Origin of the sequence: Halorussus salinus (assembly GCF_004765815.2) — an archaeon.
In the GTDB taxonomy this organism is placed as follows: domain Archaea; phylum Halobacteriota; class Halobacteria; order Halobacteriales; family Haladaptataceae; genus Halorussus; species Halorussus salinus.
In genome coordinates this window covers 1,133,341-1,153,337 of record NZ_ML974127.1, presented here as the reverse complement: position 1 = coordinate 1,153,337, position 19,997 = coordinate 1,133,341, and the positions used below count along the sequence as shown (strand labels likewise).

The 19,997-nt window shown below is 65.2% G+C and carries 16 protein-coding genes and 2 tRNA genes; 3 read left to right on the top strand and 15 right to left on the bottom strand.

Features of this window, described 5'->3' with window-relative positions:
* Window positions 1-107: 107 nt before the first annotated feature.
* Window positions 108-182, bottom strand: a tRNA-Met gene (locus EPL00_RS05880).
* A gap of 189 nt (window positions 183-371) precedes the next feature.
* Between EPL00_RS05880 and EPL00_RS05875 the strand changes: the two genes are divergently transcribed.
* Window positions 372-2,789, top strand: a complete 2,418-nt coding sequence (locus EPL00_RS05875; protein ID WP_135851383.1) for a DUF2298 domain-containing protein — start codon at window positions 372-374, stop codon at window positions 2,787-2,789.
* Window positions 2,790-2,822: 33 nt separating this feature from the next.
* On the opposite strand, the gene EPL00_RS05870 is transcribed toward EPL00_RS05875, so the two are convergent.
* The 4 genes from EPL00_RS05870 to EPL00_RS05855 form a co-directional block, all read right to left on the bottom strand.
* Complete coding sequence (locus tag EPL00_RS05870) at window positions 2,823-3,062, bottom strand: DUF7576 family protein (RefSeq protein WP_135851384.1); 240 nt, start codon at window positions 3,060-3,062, stop codon at window positions 2,823-2,825.
* 48 nt (window positions 3,063-3,110) lie between these two features.
* On the bottom strand, window positions 3,111-3,434 hold the full coding sequence (locus EPL00_RS05865; protein ID WP_162224157.1) for a HalOD1 output domain-containing protein: 324 nt from the start codon (window positions 3,432-3,434) through the stop codon (window positions 3,111-3,113).
* A 105-nt stretch (window positions 3,435-3,539) separates the two neighbouring features.
* Window positions 3,540-6,845 carry a PAS domain S-box protein gene (locus EPL00_RS05860; protein ID WP_135851385.1) on the bottom strand — a complete coding sequence of 1,102 codons (3,306 nt, stop codon included), beginning with the start codon at window positions 6,843-6,845 and terminating at the stop codon, window positions 3,540-3,542.
* Window positions 6,846-7,005: 160 nt separating this feature from the next.
* Window positions 7,006-7,554 (bottom strand): iron transporter, encoded by a 549-nt coding sequence (locus tag EPL00_RS05855; RefSeq protein WP_135851386.1) that lies wholly within the window; start codon window positions 7,552-7,554, stop codon window positions 7,006-7,008.
* Window positions 7,555-7,665: 111 nt separating this feature from the next.
* On the opposite strand from EPL00_RS05855, the gene EPL00_RS05850 reads away from it, so the two are divergent.
* The gene (locus tag EPL00_RS05850; protein ID WP_135851387.1) at window positions 7,666-8,514 is read left to right on the top strand and encodes a hypothetical protein; all 849 of its coding nucleotides are present in this window, start codon (window positions 7,666-7,668) and stop codon (window positions 8,512-8,514) included.
* Between the two features lie 332 nt (window positions 8,515-8,846).
* Here the strand turns inward: EPL00_RS05850 and EPL00_RS05845 are convergent.
* From EPL00_RS05845 to EPL00_RS05800, 10 genes are all read right to left on the bottom strand, one after another.
* Window positions 8,847-8,917: transfer RNA gene (locus tag EPL00_RS05845), tRNA-Gly, on the bottom strand.
* 336 nt (window positions 8,918-9,253) lie between these two features.
* The gene (locus tag EPL00_RS05840; RefSeq protein ID WP_135851388.1) at window positions 9,254-9,907 is read right to left on the bottom strand and encodes a class I SAM-dependent methyltransferase; all 654 of its coding nucleotides are present in this window, start codon (window positions 9,905-9,907) and stop codon (window positions 9,254-9,256) included.
* Between the two features lie 257 nt (window positions 9,908-10,164).
* Window positions 10,165-11,031, bottom strand: a complete 867-nt coding sequence (locus tag EPL00_RS05835) for a thioredoxin family protein (protein ID WP_135851389.1) — start codon at window positions 11,029-11,031, stop codon at window positions 10,165-10,167.
* Window positions 10,997-11,749, bottom strand: a complete 753-nt coding sequence (locus tag EPL00_RS05830) for an ABC transporter ATP-binding protein (protein WP_135852453.1) — start codon at window positions 11,747-11,749, stop codon at window positions 10,997-10,999. The genes EPL00_RS05835 and EPL00_RS05830 overlap by 35 nt, the downstream gene beginning before the upstream one ends.
* 13 nt (window positions 11,750-11,762) lie before the next feature.
* Window positions 11,763-12,521, bottom strand: coding sequence for an ABC transporter ATP-binding protein (locus EPL00_RS05825; RefSeq protein WP_135851390.1), 759 nt, complete (start codon window positions 12,519-12,521; stop codon window positions 11,763-11,765).
* 37 nt (window positions 12,522-12,558) lie between these two features.
* Window positions 12,559-13,767: a branched-chain amino acid ABC transporter permease gene (locus EPL00_RS05820; protein WP_135851391.1), complete on the bottom strand. Its 1,209-nt coding sequence runs from the start codon at window positions 13,765-13,767 to the stop codon at window positions 12,559-12,561.
* Window positions 13,764-14,699, bottom strand: coding sequence for a branched-chain amino acid ABC transporter permease (locus EPL00_RS05815; RefSeq protein ID WP_135851392.1), 936 nt, complete (start codon window positions 14,697-14,699; stop codon window positions 13,764-13,766). The genes EPL00_RS05820 and EPL00_RS05815 overlap by 4 nt, the downstream gene beginning before the upstream one ends.
* A 132-nt stretch (window positions 14,700-14,831) precedes the next feature.
* Window positions 14,832-16,157 (bottom strand): substrate-binding protein, encoded by a 1,326-nt coding sequence (locus EPL00_RS05810; protein WP_135851393.1) that lies wholly within the window; start codon window positions 16,155-16,157, stop codon window positions 14,832-14,834.
* A 207-nt stretch (window positions 16,158-16,364) separates the two neighbouring features.
* On the bottom strand, window positions 16,365-17,042 hold the full coding sequence (locus tag EPL00_RS05805; RefSeq protein ID WP_135851394.1) for a haloacid dehalogenase type II: 678 nt from the start codon (window positions 17,040-17,042) through the stop codon (window positions 16,365-16,367).
* A gap of 320 nt (window positions 17,043-17,362) precedes the next feature.
* Window positions 17,363-18,982, bottom strand: coding sequence for a long-chain-fatty-acid--CoA ligase (locus EPL00_RS05800; RefSeq protein ID WP_135851395.1), 1,620 nt, complete (start codon window positions 18,980-18,982; stop codon window positions 17,363-17,365).
* A gap of 140 nt (window positions 18,983-19,122) precedes the next feature.
* Between EPL00_RS05800 and EPL00_RS05795 the strand changes: the two genes are divergently transcribed.
* Window positions 19,123-19,950, top strand: coding sequence for a CBS pair associated ParBc domain-containing protein (locus tag EPL00_RS05795; protein ID WP_135851396.1), 828 nt, complete (start codon window positions 19,123-19,125; stop codon window positions 19,948-19,950).
* Window positions 19,951-19,997 lie beyond the last annotated feature (47 nt).

The window sequence follows — 19,997 nt, the reverse complement described above, 5'->3', positions numbered from 1 at the left end:
CGCGCGGGCATGCGACTCGCAGGGTTCAAATCTACTCCGGAACGATTTCACGACCTCACCGACGGGCGGCGACGAGACGCCGCCCTCGGCGGTAATGTCGAAAGAAGTAGCGGGAGGTGGATTTGAACCACCGGTCTGCGGGTTATGAGCCCGCCGGAATCTCCTGGCTATCCCATCCCGCTACTACACCGTAACGCCGTCCGACAGATAAGGATTGTGATTCGGACGCCGTATGCGAATTTTTCTCGTTATCGTCGGCTCGATTCGCTGGCCGGTACGGCCCTTCGAGGAGGCCACCGTACCCGCGTCGAACGGCCGTTCGAGGGGATAACCCCAAGATGTTTATCGCTCGGTCGCTCGCCTATAATCCGATGGAGTACGCGCTCGTCTTGCTGTGGTTCGTCGTCTATCAGGCGCTCGCGTTCGCCGCACTGCCGCTGGCGGCCCGACTGTTCCCCGGCTTTCCGGACCGAGGAGCGGCGTTTGCCCTCCCGGTGGCGCTGACGGTCGTGACCGTGGTCGGCTACTGGGTCGGCCACCTCGGGTTCGGTCGGTGGACCGCCTTTCTCGCCGTCGCGGTCCTCGCCGGACTCTCGGGGGTCGTCCTCTGGAGCGACCGGTCGCTCGGGGGCGACTCGGCCGGACTCGACGGTACCGGCGGCCGGTTCGGCGGCGACGCGCTCCCGCTTCGCACGTACGCGGAAAGTATGCTTATATTCGCCGTCGCGTTCGGTCTCCTCGTCGCGGTCCGGGCGGTGGACCCGGCGCTCCAACCCGGCGGCGGCGAGAAGTTCCTCGACTTCGGCATCTTCAAATCGCTGTTGCGTGCCGAGGTCCTCCCGCCCCAAGATATGTGGTGGGCGGGCGACCACGTCCTCTACTACTACGGCGGCCACCTCGCGTCCGCACTCTTGACCCACCTCACGGGCACCGAAGGCCAGTACGCCTACAACCTCGCGCTCTCGGGGTTCTACGCGACGCTCGTCACCGTCGCGTACGGACTCGCGGGCGCGCTCGCCGACGCTCGCGGGGCCTCCCGCCGGGTCGGCGGCGCGCTCGGAGCCTTCTTCGTCGGCTTCGCGGCGAACCTCGTCACCGCAGTCACGGGACTCGTCTGGCTCCTGCCCGACGAGACGGCCCGAGGAGTCGCGAACTGGCTGGCCGGACCCATCGCCGACTCGACCTCCGGGGACCTCCTGACGACTGGACTGTCCGACTTTGGCTACTGGGGGCCGAGCAGGGTGATTCCCGGCACCATCAACGAGTTCCCCCTGTTCGCGTTCCTCAACGGCGACCTGCACGGCCACATGCTCAGCACGCCCTTCCTGCTTCTCATCGCGGCGCTCGGGTTCGCCTACTTCCGGACCGGACCGGGCGCGCTCGGCCGACGCCGCGCGCTCGTCTTCGGGGCGCTCCCCGTCGTGGTCGGTCTCCTCGGACTCGTCAACGTCTGGAGTTTCCCGACCGGTCTCGGCGTCGTCTGGCTCGCGGTCCTGTTCGCGCCCGCCGACCCGCTGAGCCTCTTCCCCGGCGTCTCGACCGCAGGGGAGTCCGAACCGGTCGCTGACGGCGGCGAACACGATGGGGGCGCGAGTCCGACCGCGGGGGAGACGCCGACCCGGACGCCCGCCGACCTCCTGCTCGGCGAGGCCCGACGAGTCGCCAGCGCGTTCGCGGTGACGGGCGTCGTCGCCGCGGCGGCGCTCGCGTGGGTCGCGCCGTTCGTCTTCGGCATCCTCCTCCAGTCGGCGACCAATCGGAGCCTCGGCCTACTCCCCGAGCAGTCGAGCGCGGTCGGCCTCCTGCTCGTCCACGGGACCTTCCTGCTGGTGTTCGCCGCGTTCCTCTGGCCCCGAGCGCGGGTCGCGTTCGACGTTCGGCCGGTCCGGGCGGGCCTCCTCGGACTCGCGGTGACCGTCTTCGCGTGGCAGTTGGGCTACCCCGTCTTAGTGTTGGTCGTGCCGCTGTTGCTGGTCGGGTGGCTGTTGCTCCGGACCGTCGGCGGCGAGCGGACCGACCGAGGAGTCGGCTACGAGACGGTGCTGGTTGTCGCCGGGGCCGGACTCGTGACGCTCGTGGAGTTCGTCTACGTGCAGGACAACGCCATCGGCGGCCGGTTCAACACCGTCTTCAAGGTGTATATGCAGGTGTGGGTCCTCTGGGCGACCGCCGCCGGAGGAGTCCTCGCGAGTCTGGTCGGGTCGGTCGGTCCCACGGACTGGCGACTCCCCGCAGTCGGTATCGACCGGAAGGGCTTCATGAACGGTCTCGCGGCGCTACTGGTCGTCTCGACCGCACTCTACGGCGGACTGGCGCTCGGCGGCCACTTCACCAGCGACCACCACCGCATCGACGACCCGACCCTCGACGGGAAGGCGTTCGTCGAGGACTACCACCCCGACGAGGCGGCCGCCATCGCGTGGCTCGACGACCGGTCGGGCCAACCCCACATCGTGGAACCGGCGGGTCGGAACCCCTACACGTGGTCGAGTCCCGCCGCCTCGCTGACGGGACTGCCGACCGTCGTCGGGTGGGTGTATCAGGAGGGCGTCTACCGCGGCGAGGAGAAATCGGACGCTCGGGCGGCGGACGTGGACCTCGTCTACACCGGAACGTGGGAAGACCGGAAGCGACTGCTGGAGAAGTACGACGTGCAGTACGTCTACGTCGGCCCGGCCGCCCGCGAGCGCTACGACGACGAGAACCTCCGATTCGGTCAGTACCCCGGCGTCGAAGTGACGTTCCGCGACGAGGGCGTCGTCGTCTACGAAGTCACTGACTCGGCCTGACTGCTCGGAAGAATTCGCTTCGCTGGACGCGACTCACTCGTCGTCCGCGCGCTCGTCCTGCCACGCCGTTCGACACGGTTCGCTACAGAAGGCGTAGATTTCGACCTCGCCGTCGTCGTCCCGGACCGTCGTCACGGGATGCCACTCCTCGGCGGGAATCCGCCCGTCGCAGTTGGTACACCGGTCGCTCATCGCCTCGCTCTCGGTCGGTCGGCCGCCGGTCGAGTCCGGTCGGCCGGTCGGCGGTCGGCGTGGTTCACGAATCTCTTGCATCGAACGTTCGGTCGTCTCCTCGTTTCGTTCTCACGCGTCGGACGCTCGCTACGCCTCTTCGTAGCTACCGACGCGGGCCGGACTCTCGGTGTCGTCGGCGAGTTCGGCCGTCAGGTCGCGCTCGCTGACCTCTACGTCGCCCGCCCCGCGGACGACGACGTTACAGCCAGCGAACGTAAACTCGACGTACCCCCGTGTCCGACTTCCCCCTCTGGTCGCGGAGAACAACCGGTCGAGCGCGTCGGGGTCGATGACGTGGTACAGCGGCCCCACCTCGGTCGGTTCCTTGCCCGTCTCGTCGGCGACTGCGGCGATGACGCGCTGGCTGACCGACTGCGACTCGAAGGTTTCTCCGCTCGTGCTCGTACTCATTCTGTACCCACTTCTATAGGGCCTGTACCAATAGGAATTAACGATATATAGATACCCACCGGAGACCGCTCGGGGTTATACATCTAAATCCGGCGCGAGCGCCGGTCAGTCGTCCTCGAACAGCAGGCCGAACAGCGCGCGCTCCGCGCTCCGGACGTGGCGACTCACGGTCGGTTGGGAGACGCCGAGCGTCTCGGCTATCTCCTCGGCGGTACTGCCCCGCGGCCAGTCGAAGTACCCGCCGAAGTACGCCAGTTCGAGGACCTCGCGCTGGCGGTCGGTGAGTCGCTCGGCCAGTTCCGCCTCGAAGTCCTGTCTGGTCATCACGGGGTCGTCGCGCTCCCGTCGAGCGACGAGTTCCGCGTCGCCGTAGTAGTCCTCGAAGGAGTCCACGAACGTCCGCACGTCGGCGCTCTGTGGCACTCGAATCACGAACCGCCCTTCGTCGTCGGTGGCGGTTATCGTCCGCGGGGCCGCACCTCGGTCCATCAGCGACCGGAGGAAGGTTCGGTCCGCGAGCGTACACTCGAAGAGGTACTCGTCGTCGCGTTCGGTGACGAGACGGACCTCGTCTATCCACGGCACGCCCTCGGCGAACGCCAGCGCCTCGTCGGGGTCGGCCCCCTCGATGGTGAAGTAGGTGTGGAGTCGGCCGTCTTCACGCTGGACCGCGTTCTCGAACTCGAATCGCGCGCCGGTCTCGGCGACGAACGCGAGAATCGGACTCTCGGAGCCGCGAATCCGGAAGTCCAACTCTATCGAGCGCTCGCTCACCAGCGCCTGCTTCCGTTCGAGCGCGTTGAGCGCGTAGCCGATGGTGTCGCCCAGTTCCGACAGCACCGCCCGCTCCAGTTCGTCGAACACTCCGGCCTCGTCGGCGTAGACTGTCAAGACGCCGTAGAGCATCTCGTCGTAGCTCACGGGGACCGACACGCACGACCGATAGCCGCGTTCGAGCGCCTGCTCGCGCCACGGGTCGAACGGCGGGTCGCCCAGCAGGTCGTTCTGGACCTGCACCTCGCGGCTCCGGACCGCGCGCCCGGCCGGACCCTCGCCCTTCGCGTCACCCTCGGACGCGGTCACGCCGACAGCCTCCAGATACCCCTCCTCGACTCCGGCCCCGGTCTCGGGACGAATCTCGTCGGTCGCCCGGTCGTGGGTCCCGAACCACGCGAACCGGTAGGGGCCGGTCTCGGTCAGTCGCTCGCAGACCGCCCGCATCGCCTCGTCCTCCGAGGAGGCCTGCGTGAGCGCCTTGGTGATGTCCCGAATCACGCTGTTGAGTCGGTTGACGCGTTCGAGTTCGCGGTTCTTCGTCTGCAAGTCGTTGCGCTGGTCCCGAAGGGTCTCCTCGCGTTCGGCCCGGCTCAACGCGGTCTTGACGTTCGAACACAGCATGTCCGCGAGCGAGCGGTCGGTCGAGTCGAAGCCGCCGACCTCGGGGGCCGCCGCGAGGAAGACCCCGTACTTGCCGAGTGGAATCGCGAGCGCGCTTCCCATCTCGATGTCGGCGTCGAGTTCGGCGTCGAGGTCCGCGAACGCCTTCGTCTCGCTCGATACGAACGTCTGCCACGCCACGTCCTCGGCGTGGCGACCGACGAGCGCGTCGTCTATCTCGCCGCCGGTCCACCGCGTGACGGTCGGGACGAGTGCGCTCTCCTCGTCGTCGTACAGCACGACGGCGGCGTTCGGGAAGCCGAGGATATCGACCGCGGCATCGGCCGCGAGGTCGCAGATGTCCGTCGGCGTCTCGGCCTCGGTCAGCGACCGGAACCGTTCGTTGAGCGACGTGAGTTTTCGCTCGCGGCGCTTCCGGCCGGACACGTCCCTGACCACGCCGACCCGACCCATGCCGGTTTCGAGGGGCAACGGCGCGACGCGGGCCTCGACGGGAATCGACTCGCCGTCGGCGGTCGTCATCGTCGCTTCCAACGTCACCACGTCCTCGCCGGAGTCGAACGCCTTCTCGACCCACTGGACCTCCTCGTCGAGGGTCTTCCCGATGATCTCTCCGACCGGTCTGCCGAGCAACTCGTCGCGGGGGTAGCCCGTCAGTTCGACGTAGGCGTCGTTGACCGCGACGAATCGGCCCTCGGCGTCGAGCGCGTAGAGACCGTCGTCCACCGCGTCGAGCATCGCCTCGGAGCGTTCGAGTCGTCGCTCGCGCTCGCGGCGCTGGAAGACGGTGGCGAGGATGTGGGCGATGGACTGGACGAACTGCACGTCGTAGTCGGCGTACGACCGCGATTCGGTGTCGTGGCTCCCCAAGATTCCCCACGGCTCGTCGGGCGAGCCGATTATCACGCTAATGCCGCCCACAACGTCGGCGGCGTCGAGCAGCCGGTCGCTGTCGAATCGCTCCTCGGTCGCGATATCTTCGACCACGACGGGCTCCTCGGACAGGAGCGTGTAGCCAGCCTGCGAGTCGCGTTCGGTGCCGATGGAGACCGCCCCGACCAACTCGTCGTCCCACCCCTGGACCGCCCGAACCAGCAAGTCCTCGTCGTCGGGCCGGTACTCCAACACCCCGGCGTACACGTTGCCGAGCGCGTCGGCGACGAGTTCGACCGCCTCGTCCATCAGGTCGGCGACCGGCCAGTCTTCCAGCGCGTGCCGGGCGAACGTCGCCAGCGCCTCCTGCTGGCGAACCCGGTCGCGAAGTTCCGTCTCGCGGCGCTTGCGCTCGGAGATGTCGCGGACGACGCCGGTGAACCGAACCGCGCCGTCCGCGTCGAGTTCGCTGAACGAGACGCCCAAGGAGAGTTCGCTCCCGTCACGGTGTTTGCCGGGCAGTTCGAGGTAGTCCCAATCGACGCTCCGCTCGCCCTCGCTGAGGTAGCGGGCCATCCCCTCCTCGTGGGCCTCGACGAGTTCGTCGGGCACGAGGAGGGTGAGCGACTCACCGACGAGTTCGTCCGGACGGTAGCCGAAGATGTCGGTCACGGCCGGGTTGGCGTACAGAATCGTACTCTCGGCGTCGATGACGAGGACGGCATCGGTCAGGTCCTCGGCGAGCGCGCGGAACCGGTCGCTCTCGACGCCGCCGTCGGCGGCGGTCTCGGACGCGACGACCCGCTCGATTCGGGTCGCCAGCGTCCGCGCGCGCTCGGTCTCGGCATCGCGGGGTCGTCGGTCGGCCGACTTCGCGCGAGCGTCGGCCGCGGACGGCGAGACGGTTCCGACTCGCACGTCGGCCTCCCTGAGAATCTCCTCGGCGTCGGCCCGGTCCGGGAGGTCCGTATCGAGGAGTACGTGGTCGATGCGCTCGGCGTCCACGGCCGCGAGCGCCTGCGCGACGCTCGTGACGAACGAGAACGCCATCGCTGGCCGTTCCTCCTCGAAGCGCGCTTCGAGGCGCTCGCCCGTCGATGCGTCCGCCGTGACGTAGAGGACGCGAACCGAATCGGTCATCGTTGTTCCTGAACGCGGGTCCGTTCGACCCCGAGAGCCTCGGCCCGACGCGTCGATAGTGGGTCGAAGTTAGGTTCAACTTACGGCTTTGCGGGGAAAAACCATGCGGCCCGAACATGTTAACTTCCGAGGAACTCCTCGGGCGCTCCGGTCGCCCTCGTCAGTCCTGTCCGGTCTCTACGTCCACGTCCTCGAACGTGACCGCGACCGACTCGCCGTACCGGTCGCCGTTCTGCTCGTCGTGACGCTCGAACATCGGCGGTTCGACGCGCAGGTCGATGGTGTAGGTGCCGTCGCCGGGCACGTCGAGGTTCTTCCCGTAGTGGTAGAGTCCGGGATGCCAGAGGAGGGGCAGTCGCGTCGGGCCGACCTCCTCGCCGTCCTCGCCGGTCAGCGTGGCGACGACGGTACACTCGGGCACGAACCGGCCGTCCGCCGCGTCACACACCGCGACTTCGAGGTGGCAGTTCTCGTCGTCGGGTTCGACCCACGCGAACCGGCCCTCGTCTTGGAGGACGTACATCCCTTCGGCCTCCTCTTGGACGAAGCCGACCACGTAGTCGCCCGACTCCCGTTTGCCGCCGGTGTGGGCGACCTCCTCGGCCATGTAGTCGAGTGCGTCCTGATAGGCGTCGCCCGCCCGCTGGGCGAGGTCGAGTTGTGTCTGGTCCACTTCGTCGCTCGTCTGCTTCGCTGGATTGTCGGGCATCGTCGTGGGGAGCACGGTAATGAGGGGTGTAATGGTTGTGGCGAACTTGGAAAGGTAAAATCGGCATATCTATTACAGTCTAGACTCGTTAGATTAACTAAATAGACTCGCATGTCTGACGAGGAGACCAAAATAAACATCGAAGATTCTGAAGCCTCGCCTATTGCAGTTCGAGAGGCGACAAAAGAGGGGCGGAAAACGCTCGAACAGCAGGTCAGTACGCTCGCAGACATCGACGAGAAGGCGATTCGAATATACCGAGCGGACGTGCTTCTGCTGAGCGTTATCATCGGCGCAATGTCGCTCGCTTCAGACGGGTCGTTTTCGTACTTTGCAAACCTCAACTCGGTTAGTGGTCTACTCCTTTTGATCGGTGCAATCGCTCTCGCAGGTGTCACATACACGTACTCAGATTTGGAAATCGGTGTGACACAGAACGATATAAAAGACGTAGTAGAAGACGACTACGAGTCAGACGATCTGTACTTACGATTAGCAAGTGGGTACGCTGAATGGATTGACGAAAACGGAGGCGTATTAGAGTCAAACGGGAAATTAATGATTTGTACGATTATTGTTGAAATTGGGGCGCTCGCTTACCTTTCTGGAGGTGTGATCGTAACGGTAGTAGCAAACACGGGGTTGTACTTTTTGTTTACTCATACTCTCTTAGTGTTCCTGTGTCTCGTAGCTCTTTTCTGGAACAAAATTATTTTCCTCGGGTCGTGGTCTATTAGAAAGTATATCGTTTCATTTGTATCCGTACTGCTGTTGAGTATGTTAGTTCTTATTGGAAGTGTTTTTATTACCCCATTACCGGATGCTCTCCACGTACCTCTCCAGACTTGGTCAGGTATTACACCACAAAATAAAAAGCTCATGATCGACATTCAGACTTTCTTATTGATATTGTTAACTTATCCATTTATAGGATATTCTATCTATAATCTCGAATTTTAAATTCGCTCTCCGTGAGCCAACTGCCAAAGAATTATTTACTACAAGATTGTAGTAACGGTTGAAATGGGTAGCAAAGACGAAGCGTTCGAGGGACAGACGGTATCAAAAGGTCCCCAGCGTGAGGACCGCCACAACAAACTCTTAGACCGACTACTCGGACGAACGTCCGAATAGCACATCGCGTCGTCATCCACAGTCGCTTGGAATCATCGTTTTCACTTTCTGCTCAGTCATACGAATCTTCGATAATAGGAGATGTGCTTCCCGGACACATTTTACGACTCACGAGCGGCGAGCAGACGCGCTCCTCGCCGTGTAGTTCGTCGGAGAAGTGCGCCGGCCGGGACTTGAACCCGGGTCGATGGCTTGGAAGGCCATAGTCATACCACTAGACCACCGGCGCATTGCGCTCACTGCGTTCGCTTATGCCCCGAGCCTTGCCTCACTTCGTTCGGCAAGACACCGGCGCACTGCATTCGCTTCGCTCGTTTGCGCGCCGAGCATCGACGGACTTCGTCCGTCTCACCACCGGCGCACTGCGCTCACGACGTTCGCTCGCGCGCCGAGGCTCGAAAACGCGTCGCGTTTTCTCACCACCGGCGCACTCCGTCGTATTCTCCCGTTCGCCGCCCGGCATTAAGGGCCTTACTGTTTCGGTCGGCGGTCCCGCCGCGAGCCGATGGTTTTCTCTCGCGAGAGCGCGCACGCGAGAGTAGATGATAATTCCTCGAACCGCCGGTCACTCGCCGGACGGGCGGACGAGGCCGTAGCAGTTGCCGCTCGATAGCTCGAACTCGACCAGTTCGAGGTCGCTGTCGGCAACGTCGGCCCGGAACTCCTCGGGCGAGTAGATGTGGTAGAACCGCTCGATTCTCTCGCCGCCCGGCAGGGTCCAATCGACCGTCGTGTCGAACCCCTCGTCCGCTTCGAACTTGTCGTGGGCGGTACTCCACGCGCTGACGAGCGCGCGGCCCTCGGACGCGAGGACGCGCGCGAGTTCGTCCAGACTCCCGACGCGGGCCTCCCGACTGGGCAAGTGATGAAGCGTGGCGACGTAGACGGCCAGTTCGACCGCCGCGTCGCGGACGGGGAGTCGCGCGGCGTCGGCCTGCACGAGGTCCGCGTCGAAGCCCCGCTCGGCGGCGCGCTCGCGGGCGGTGTCCAACAGTCCGCGACTCGCGTCCGCCGCGAGAACCCGGTCGGCGTGGTCGGCCAACAGTTCGGCGTGGCGACCGTTACCACACCCGAGGTCGAGCGCGACGGCGGCGCGGGGCGCGTCGGCGACGAACTCCTCGACTTCGGGCCACGCGTACTCGCGGGTCTGTGCGAAGTGGTCGGCGATGTAGTCGTACGTCGCTCGGACCTCGCGGCGGTCTGGCTCCCCGTCGTCCATGTCCGGTGGTGGGTCGCGGGGCGTGAAAACGGGTTCGGGTTTCGGTTCGTCGCGTCGGAGTCGGAGACATACGACCACGGGTGAGACTGCGAACTTCTCGAAACCGGAACGGCGGCGAGAATCGTGACCGCGAACTCCTCGAAAGCCCCGCCCGCTCGCGGTCACGCCCCTGCGGGCGGCTTCACCTATCGCTACCGACGAGAAAGACATCTCCGTCCACTTGAAGACATTAAAAAGGTTGTTGTGAAAACAGAGAATCAGTCTCCGAAGTGCGCTCGGATTCGTTCGGCCACTTCGTCGGCGTCGCTCGCGTGGACCGTCCGGCGCTCGTCGCCGTCCGCCAGCAGGAACCCCGGCGCGGACTCCACGTCGTGGGTCCGGCAGAAGTCGGCGGCCTCCTCGCCGTCGATGCCCGCGACTTGTGCGTCGTCGGGCACCGCGCCGAGGAGACCCCCGATTTCGTCCTTGACCTCCTCGCAGGGGTCACAGAAGCGTTTCCAGACCGCGACCACGGCGCGGTCCCGCGCCGCGAGGAACGACTCGGGGTCGTCGGTCACGTCCGGGAGGCGGTCGGGGACCGGCGAGTCGGGGACGACTTCCCGGACCATCCCCGCCATCGCGGCGAGGTTCTCGGCCGAGAGGTCGGCGCTCGCGGCGTCGCCGTTCGCTTCCGAGGCAGACCGCGAGTCCCCGGACTCGCGGTCCGTACTCGCGTTCGAGGCCGCCCCGGAGTCCGCCGACTCGGGAGTCGCACTCGACACCTGCGACCGGACCGCCAGATACACCACGAACTCGTCGCGCGAGACGCCGCGCTCGGCGACCAGTTCGGCCGCGGCCTCGCGGTCCGGCAGACCGAAGGTCGCCGCCACGGCCTCGTGGAACTCGGTCTCGTCCACGCCGACGTACGAGTCGTGGTAGATTGCGTGGGTGTCGTCGAACGCGTCGGTGGTCCGGACGCCGCCCGACTCGCCGACCGCGAGGACCTTCTCCTCGACCAGCGCGTCGAACAGCGCGTTCGGTTCCACGGTCGATGCGGCCGTTCCGCCGTCTCCGCTCGTTCGTCCGGTCGATTCGGCGCGCTCCTCGGGGTCAGACGCCGAGGTATCGGTCTCTCGTTTCGTCATCCTCGCGTAGTGCTTCCGCGGTTCCTTCGAAGACGATGCTCCCTTGGTCCACGACGTAACACCGGTCGGCGATGTCCATCGCGGCGACGGCGTTCTGCTCGACCAGCAGAATCGTGGTGCCCGACTCGCTGATGCGGGCGATGGCGTCCTCCACGTCGGCGATAATCTGTGGTGCCAGCCCCTCGTACGGTTCGTCCAGCAACAGCAGGTCGGTGTTCTGCTTGAGCGCGCGGGCGATGGCGAGCATCTGCTGTTCGCCCCCCGAGAGCGTCCCGGCCTTCTGGGACTTGCGCTCGCGCAACCGCTCGAACTCGTCGTACACCTCGTCGGTCGTCATCCCGACGTGTTCGACCTGTACCTGCCCGAGCGACCGCCCGACCGTGTTCGAGGCGTTCTCCGAGACCTCCGCGAGGTGGAGGTTCTCGGCCACCGTGAGATTCGGGAAGACTCGGCGCTCTTCTGGCACCAGCGAGAGGCCCCGCGCCGAGATGTCCTCGGGGTCCATCGCGGTGATGTCCTCGCCCTTGAACCGAATCCGGCCGTCGCGGACCTCCGGCGGGCGCGCCCCGGAAATCGACCGGAGCGTCGTGGTCTTGCCCGCGCCGTTGCGCCCGAGGAGCGAGCAGACCTCGCCCTCCTCGACGGTCATCGTCACGTCCCGGAGGATGTGGCTCTCGCCGTAAAAGGCGTCCACCGAATCGAGTTCCAGCAGGCTCATCTCGCTCCCCCCGTCACGCCTCGACACCTCCGAGGTACGCCTCCTGTACGTCGGGGTCGCCCTGCACCGCCTCGGGCGGTCCCTCCGCGATTACGGCCCCGCGATTCAGCACCACGATGCGGTCCGAGACGTTGAACACGACCTCCATGTCGTGTTCGACCAGCAGGATGGTCAGGTCCAACTCCTCTTTGACCTGCTCGATGAGTTCCACCGTGTCGGCGGTCTCCTCGGGCGACATCCCGGCGGTCGGTTCGTCCATCAGCAACAGGTCGGGTTCGCTCGCCAGCGCGATGCCCAACTCTAGCCTGCGCTTGTCGCCGTACGGCAGGTCCTCGGCCACCACGTCGCGCTGGCCGAGGAGACCCACCGCGTCCAAGGTCCGGCGGGCCAGCCTATCGACCTCGCCGTAGTTGTTGCGGTGTCGGAGGAAGTTGAACCGGAACGAGCCGTGTTCGGCCGCCAACGCGGCGATTTGGGCGTTCTCCTCGACCGACAGCGCCGGGAAGATAGAGGCGGTCTGGAACGACCGGCTCACGCCCTTCTGGACGACCTCGTGGGGTTCGTGGTGCAGAATCGAGTCGCCCTTGAACGTGATGTCGCCCTCGGTCGCGTCGAGCATCCGCGTGACGAGGTTGATGAGCGTCGATTTGCCCGCGCCGTTCGGCCCGATGACCGAGATGGACTCGCCCTCCTCGATGGCGAGGTCCACGTCGTCCACCGCCACCAGTCCGCCGAACGACTTGGTGAGACCGTCGGTTTCCAGCAACGCCATCACCGACCACCTCCCAGTTCACCGAGCGAGCGCACCGTCATCGCCCACCTCCAAGTCGCTTCACCGCACTGCCGCCGAGTCGCCGGAGCGCGCCCCCGAGGTCTTGGAACAGGCCCCAGATGCCCCGCGGGAACAGAACGACGACCGCGACGAAGACGAGGCCGAGGATGAGGTGCCAGTAGGCCCCGAACCCGTCGAGGAGAACGACCGGCTCCTCGACCAGCGTCAGCCACTCGTTCGGTCCCGTGAACGGGAGAGTCAACTGCTGGATGCCGCTGACGATGTTCTCGACGTAGAGGTAGATGCCCGCGCCGAGGATGGGACCGAACAGCGACCCGACCCCGCCCAGCACGGCCATGATGACGACCTCGCCGCTGGTCGTCCAGTAGAACGACGACAGCGGGACGTAGGCGCTGTAGACGGTGTAGAGGCTCCCGGCGACGCCCGCGAACGCCCCCGAGATGACGAACGCCATCAGCTTGTAGCGCCAGACGTTCAGCCCGACGAACTCCGCGCGCTGGTCGTTCTCCCGAATCGCGCGGAACACCATCCCGTACGGCGAGTGGAGGATGCGGTTGGCGGCCGCGACGCACAGCACCGCGACCCCGCCGACCAGCACGTACTTCCACGTCCCGACCAGCCAGTCCAGCATCGGCACCGGGTACCGGAGCTGGAACACGCCGAACAGCTTGCCCAGTTGGACGCCGGTGAACCCGTTCTCGCCGCCGGTAATCCACGCCAGCGGCGACAGCGCCATGTAGTAGGCCATCTGGCCGAACGCCAGCGTCAGGATGGCGAAGTAGATGCCGCCGCGCCGAAGCGAAATAAATCCGAGAATCCACGCCGACAGCGCCGCGAACGACGTGCCCGCGAGGATGACGAGAACCGGACTGGACGACACCTGCGCGCTGAACACGCCCGCGGCGTAGGCCGCGCCGCCCCAGAACGCGGCGTGACCGAACGACAGCAGGCCGGTGTAGCCCAGCAGGAGGTTGAACCCCATCGCGAAGATGCCCCAGATGAGGATGAGCGTCGCCAAGTCCTGATATCCGTTGAGGACGCCGCTGATGACCGGCGCGCGCGCGAACAGCCACGGGAAGACCGCGACGGCGAGCGCCGTCGCGCCGACCACGAACAGTTCGCTCTCGCGGACGCGCTCCCACGAGGGGAGTTCGCGCTGTGTTCGCTCGACGACGCTCCCGGTCTCGTCGGCCGCCTCCGGGGTTTCGGTCGGTTCGTCGCTCACGGGGCCACCTCCTCGGAGCCGAGCAGTCCCTGCGGCCGCGCGAGCAGAACGATTGCGGCCAGCACGTAGATGCCGACCTGCGACCACTGTGGCGCGATTGCGACCATGATAGCCAGCGTCTCCCCGATGAGGATGCCGCCGAGGACAGCGCCCGCGATGGACCCGACGCCGCCGATGACCACGACGAGGAACGAGGGGACCAGTATCTCGGTTCCGATGTTGGGGTTGACCGCGTACAGCGGTCCGCCGACGACGCCAGCGACTCCCGCCAGCGCCGCGCCGACCCCGAACACCATCAGGTACGGTCGCGAGAGCTTGATTCCCAACAGTTCGACCATCTCGGCGTCGCGGGTCCCCGCGCGGACGACCAGTCCGAAGTCGGTGTACTCGATGAGTCCGTACACCAACACGACGACCGTCGCCGTAATCGCGATGATGTAGAGTCGCCACTCGGGGAACGTCCCGATTATCGGGAGGCCGACCTGTCCGCTGGCCCACCCCGGTCGCGCGAAGTTGTAGCTCTGGCCGCCGAACAGTATCTTGAACACCTCCTGAATCACGATTGCCAACCCGAAGGTCAGCAGAATCTGGTCGGTGTCCGGCCGGTCGTAGAACGGTCGCGCGACGAACCGCTCCATCAGCAGGCCGACGCCGAAGACGACGACCGGGACGATTATCAGGGCTGGCAGAAAGCCCCATTCGAGACCGATGGGCGTGTACCCCCAGTCGGCGAGTTTCCCGTCCGTGACGTTGATTTCGAGCGTTATCAGGAGTCCGGCGTACGTCCCTATCAGGTAGAGCGCGCCGTGCGCGAAGTTGACGAACTTCAGCGTCCCCAAGATTATCGAGAGTCCGATGGCGACCAGTACGTAGATGGCACCCTGCTGAAGCCCGTTCAACAGGACCGTCAGGACTTCGGCGAGAACGCTCACGGTCTCTCCTCCCGATTCGTCGTAGTCGCAGTTCGATTCCCCACCATGTCTGTGTGATATCCTCTCGCAAGCATAAAGGTTGGTTCCTTCGTTTGAACCCCCGAAGGGGTAGCTACCGACCGTACGCTCGACCTACTCGTACGGGCCGAGGTCGCACTCGGCGGCCGGTCCCGAATCGCACCCGTAGCCGAGCGTGTCCCGCTCGGTGAGGTTCACTATCTCGAAGAACTGGCCCTGCTGTTGTTCGCCCTCCGGCAGTCCCTTCACGACCGGGACCGCGCGCTGTGCCTGATGGTCGCAGGCCCGCATCGTCTCGGGACCCATGCCGATGTTGTCGTACTGGTACCCCTCCAACTGCCGGATGACCTCCGGCGGGTAGAAGGTGCCCGCGCGCTCGACCGCCGCGGCGTACTGGAGCGTCTGGGCGTAGGCCAGTTGCGCCGGTCCCGACGGGATGCGGGCGTACTTCTCGTTGAACGCCTGCGTGAACTGGTTCGACGGTGCGTTGTCGATCTGGGAGTCCCACGCCACGGTGCCGAACACGCCTTCGATGGCTCCGCCCGCGGCTTGGGCCATCGGCCGGTTGTACAGCGGGACGACGATCTCCATGTCTTGGTCGAGTCCCATCTCCTTGGCCTGACTCAGCGAGTTCGCGCCGTCGAGTCCGTAGTGGTCCAAAAACAGCACGTCGGTCTGGTCTCGGGGCACCTGCGAGAGGTACGACGAGAAGTCCTTCGTCCCCAGCGGCGTGGCGACGCTCTGCATCTCGTTCCACCCGGCCTCGCCGAAGAACCGACTCATCGACGACTGAACGGTCTGGCCCCACGTGTAGTCGGCGTACAACTGGTAGAAGTTGTTGTCCCCGCCGTACTCGTCGGTGACCGGCGGCACCAACGCTTGGGCCGACATGTACGCGTTGAACATCTCCCGGAAGGAGTACCGGACGCAGGACTTGCCCGTGGTGTCGTTCGAGTGGGTCAGACAGCACATGTAGTTGACCTTCTCGCGCTGGCACAACTCCTGAATCGCTATCGCCACCGCGCTAGACGACCCGCCCGACAGCATGATGGCTTGGTCGCGCTGAATCATCCGTCGCGCGGTCTGGCGCGCCGTGTCCGCGTCGGTCGCGGTGTCTCCCGACACGAACTCTATCTGTTGGTCCAGTACGCCGTTGCCCGTGAGGTCGCTCCAGTTGTCTACCCAACCGCCCCCGTTGTTGAGGTGTTCGACCGCCAACCGATACGCCCGGAGTTCGTCTTGCCCCTCCGACGAGTACGGTCCCGACTGTGGAACCGTGAACCCGAACGTCGGGTTGCCCTGAATCGGGAAGTTCCCGATGGGCGGGTTCTCCTGTGCGCTCGCGCTCCCCGCGACTCCCGCCAACCCCGCTAAACCGGACGCTCCGGCTATCTTGACTACGTCTCGTCGCGACACGTCCGTTTTTTCTCCCCGTGCCATGCTATCACGCGACGGTAACATCATTAATAATCATACGGGAAGATTCCGAGGGTGGAACTGTAAAATATCTCTCTACTCTCGGAGTAGCGAAGCGTTGGCGGGATGAAGGCGGGATATTTTCCGGCTACTGGGGTATGTTACCACTACAATATTTCTCGGGAACGCGCTGGCTCTCTCGCTCCGCGAGATTGTTCAATCAGCTAATAATTATAGCGGGTCGGTCAGCGCCGACAGCGACTCGACGGTCAAGTCCGCCTCGCCGCCCACGGTCTCGGGCGGTTCGCGCGTTCGGTTCACCCACGCGGTCGCCATTCCGGCGCTGGCCGCGCCAGCCACGTCCCACGGGTTCGAGGAGACCAGCCGACAGTCCCCCAACGACCTCCCGAGTCGGTCGGCGGCGTTGCGATACACCGCGGGGTCGGGCTTGAACGTCCGGACCTCGTGGGCGCTCACGATGTCGTCCAGATGCGCGGCGAGTCCGGCGTTCGCCGCCAACTCCTCTAGCATCTCGGGGTTCCCGTTCGAGAGGACGACCACGGTGTGGCGCTCGCCCAACTCGGCCAGCGCGTCGGCGGCGTCGGGGTAGGGGTCCAACTCGTCGTAGGCTGCGACGATCTCCTCGCGGGCCTCCTCGGGAGGAGTCAGGTCGTAGAACTCCAGCGCGTAGTCGAGCGCGCGCTCCGTGACTTCCGAAAACGGCCGATACTCGTCCATCAGCGCGACCTGCTGGGCGTAGCGCAACTGGGTGCGCCGCCAGAGCGCGTCCACGTCGGCGACGAACCCGTCCGCGATGGCGAGATGTTCGCCGAGCGCCGCGGTGACGCTACTCGTGTCACAGAGCGTGCCGTACATGTCGAAACAGAGCGCGTCGGTGTCGTCGCTCACGGTTCTCTCGACCTACCCCGCGCTCGCCCTTCACGTTTCGGCTCCGACGCTCGATTGCCGACTCCGACCGACGCGCTCGGCGGTACGAACTACCGACGCTCGCTCGTCCGACTATCGTCGGGTGGGACTGGAAGGGGTCGCCCGCTCGCGTGTGATTTAGTCACCTCAGCGTGGCTACTATCTGTCGCGCACAGAACTGCGCGCGCCAGATATCCCGCCGAGTGACCGCGAGCGGGCGGGGGCTTTCGAAAACGAAGAACTCTACCTATCGTTCACAAACCGACTACCTGTAGCAGGCCGGACCAAGCAGTGCTGTGTCACTATCCCTCCCCGACCATCCGCTCCTCGTCGTCCCACTCGCGCTGTCGGAGTTCGTACTTCTGAATCTTCCCCGTCGCAGTTTGTGGTAGTTCCGCGACGAACTCGACGCGGTGGACCGCCTTGTAGGAAGCCATGCGTTCCTTGGTGAACTCCCGAATCTCCTGCTCGGTCACGCCCGGTTCGTCGGGGTCGCCCGAGGCCGGGACGACGAACGCTTTGGGCGTCTCGCCCCACTGCTCGCTCGGGGCCGGGACGACCGCGACCTCTGCCACGTCGTCGTGGTCGAACAGCGTGTCCTCGATTTCGATGCTGGAGATGTTCTCGCCGCCCGAGACGATGATGTCCTTCTTGCGGTCCTGAATCGAGACCATCCCGTGGTCGTCCACGACCGCGAGGTCGCCCGTGTGGAACCAGCCCTCGCGCTTGGCGTTGAACGCTCGCTCTGTCTCGTCGGGTTTGTTCCAGTAGCCGTCCATCACCTGATTGCCCCGGACCACGATTTCCCCGAGCGTCGAGTCGTCGCGCGGGACCTCCTCGCCGTCGTCGTCCACGACCGCGACCTCCGTACCGAGGACGCCCATCCCCTGTCGCTTCTTGAGCTTGAATCGGCTGTCGTCGTCTTCGTCCAGCAGGCGGCGCGCGTCCGAAATCGTCACGAGCGGGCCTGTCTCGGTCAGGCCGTAGAGATGCTTGAGGTACCAACCGAACTCGTCCTCGACGGTCCGGATGGTCGCTTCGGGAGGAGCCGACCCCGCGGTCGTGACCCGCACGTCGTTGTCGCCGCTCATGTCGGGTCGGTCGTTCTCCTCGTAGTAGTCCGCGAGCATGTTGAGGACCGTCGGCGCGCCACAGAGGAACGACACGTCCTCGCTTCGAATGGTCTCGACCACCTCGGCGGCGTCCACGCCGCGCGTGCAGACGTGTTTCGCACCCATTCCCGTAATCGCGTAGATGTGTCCCCAGCCGTTGACGTGGAACATCGGCAGGGTCCAGAGGTACACGTCGTCGTCGTAGAGTTCGTGGTGGACCGAGAGGATGTAGGCGTGGAGGGTCTCGGTGCGGTGGGTCCGCATCACGCCCTTCGGGTCGCCCGTCGTCCCGGACGTGTAGTTGATGGTGATGACCTCGTCTTCGGCCATCTCCGGGCGCTCGTACGACTCGGGGTCGGCGTCCGCGAGGAGGTCCTCGAACTCCTCCCAGTCGCCCTCGGTCTGGTCGGCGTCGTTAGAGACGAAGACCTCGGTCGGAACGTCGTCGCGGACCTCCTCGATTTTCTCGGCGTAGGCGTAGTCGGCGACGATGGCGTCCACGCCCGCGTCCGACAGGATGTACTCGTAGTCCTCCGGCGTGAGCCGATAGTTCAGCGGCGTGTGGACTGCGCCCAACTGCATGATGCCGTAGGCCGATTCGAGGTGGTAGTGGGTGTTGGGGTCCAGCACGGCCACGCGGTCGCCCTTCTCGATGCCTCGCTCGGCGAGCGCCGCCGAGAGGCGGTCGGCCCGCTCGCCGAACTCGTCGTAGGTGTAGCGTTCGCCCGTCGTCGCCACGACGGCCTCTTGGTCGCCGTAGTGTCTCCGCGCCCTGTCGAGGAAGTCGGTCACCAGTAGCGGCTTCTGCATGCTAGAAAATTCACGAACTTTCACGATATATGTTGGGGTCCGGGTAAGAATACGTGGACGGCGCACCGACTGGAACGGTCCTGCGTCTCGCACCTGCGAACCGGGAACCCTTTTCACCGCCCGGCGCGTGGGTTGCACACATGGACGTGGCGGCACCGGACGGCGGGACGACCGAAGGGAAGCCGAAAGTCAAAGACTACATGACCCGCGACGTGGCGACGGTCTCGCCCGACGCCACCGTCGAGGAGGTCGCCCGGCGCATCGCCGAGAGCGACGAACACAACGGCTACCCGGTCTGTGATGGCCGACGCGTCGAGGGGTTCGTCAGCGCCCGCGACTTGCTGCTGGCCGGAGACGAGGAGCCGATATTCAAGGTAATGAGCCAAGACCTCATCGTCGCTCACCCCGACATGGACGTGAACGACGCGGCGCGCGTCATCCTCCGGTCGGGCATCCAGAAGTTGCCGGTCGTGGACGACGCGGGCAACCTCGTGGGCATCATCTCGAACACGGATGTCATCAGGTCCCAGATAGAGCGCGCGACCCCCGAGAAGGTCGGTAAACTCATGCGCACGCTCGAATCCATCCACGACACCGAGGTCGAGCAGACCCGCCGAAACGTCCCGTTGGACGAACTCACGCCGACGCAGGGGAAAGTGTACGCCGACGAGTTGGAGGGTCGGACCTACGAGCTGGAGCGCGGTCTGGCCGAACCGCTCGTGGTCATCGACTGCGCGCCCGACAGCGAGTCGGGCGAGTTCCTGCTGGCCGACGGCCACCACCGCGTGATGGCCGCCGACAAGATAGACATCGACACGATGGACGCCTACGTCATCCTCGTGGACGAGGAGGTCGAACTCGGGATGCAGAAGACCGCCCAGAAAGAGGGGCTGGAGGGCTTGGAGGACGTGAAAGTGGTAGATTACGCCCGCCATCCCCTCGTGGAGACGACCAAGCGACTCCAGTAGTTCGCGGGAGATTCGCGAGGCGACCGGTCGCTGGGTGCGCCAACTCT